Annotated in this window: 1 pseudogene; it reads right to left on the reverse strand. The window is 63.0% G+C overall.

What is annotated here, in order from left to right:
- A pseudogene (locus FQU74_RS09700) lies at positions 1-575 on the reverse strand (transposase); the annotation flags it as partial.

Consider the following 575-nt stretch of genomic DNA (forward strand, 5'->3'; position numbering starts at 1 on the left):
AGGCTTCTCGCGCTTGAGCCGTCGCCGTGGCTTGATCCGCAGGTTCAGCTCCAGCTCGCAGTAGATCCGGTGGACCCGCTTGTGGTTCCAGACATGCCCCTTCACGTTCCGCAGGTGCAGAAAGCACAGCCCGAACCCCCGGGTCTTGTGGACGTTGGTCAGCCCCACCAGCAGGTCGGCGATCATCTCGTTCTCGTCGTCGCGCTTCGGGCTGTAGCGGAAACAGGTCTCGCTGACGCCAAACGTGCGACAGGCCAGCGCAATGCTGACCCCCTTCGTCGCCACCGCTTTCTCGGCCAACTCCCGGCGCTGAGCTAGCCGCGTCACTTTTTCCCAGAGCTTCTCGAAGCAGATCGGCCTGCATGCTGAGATCGGCGAACATGCGCTTCAGCCGCCGGTTCTCATCCTCAAGGGCCTTCATCTGGCTCATCATGGACGCATCCATGCCGCCATACTTGGCCCGCCACTTGTAAAACGTCGCACTGCTGATGCCGTGCTCGCGGCACAGCTCGGGAACAGGCATCCCGCCCTCCGCCTGACGCAGCACGCCCATGATCTGGGCTTCGGTGAAACGG

Origin of the sequence: Gemmobacter aquaticus (assembly GCF_007859075.1) — a bacterium.
Classification (GTDB): domain Bacteria; phylum Pseudomonadota; class Alphaproteobacteria; order Rhodobacterales; family Rhodobacteraceae; genus Gemmobacter; species Gemmobacter aquaticus.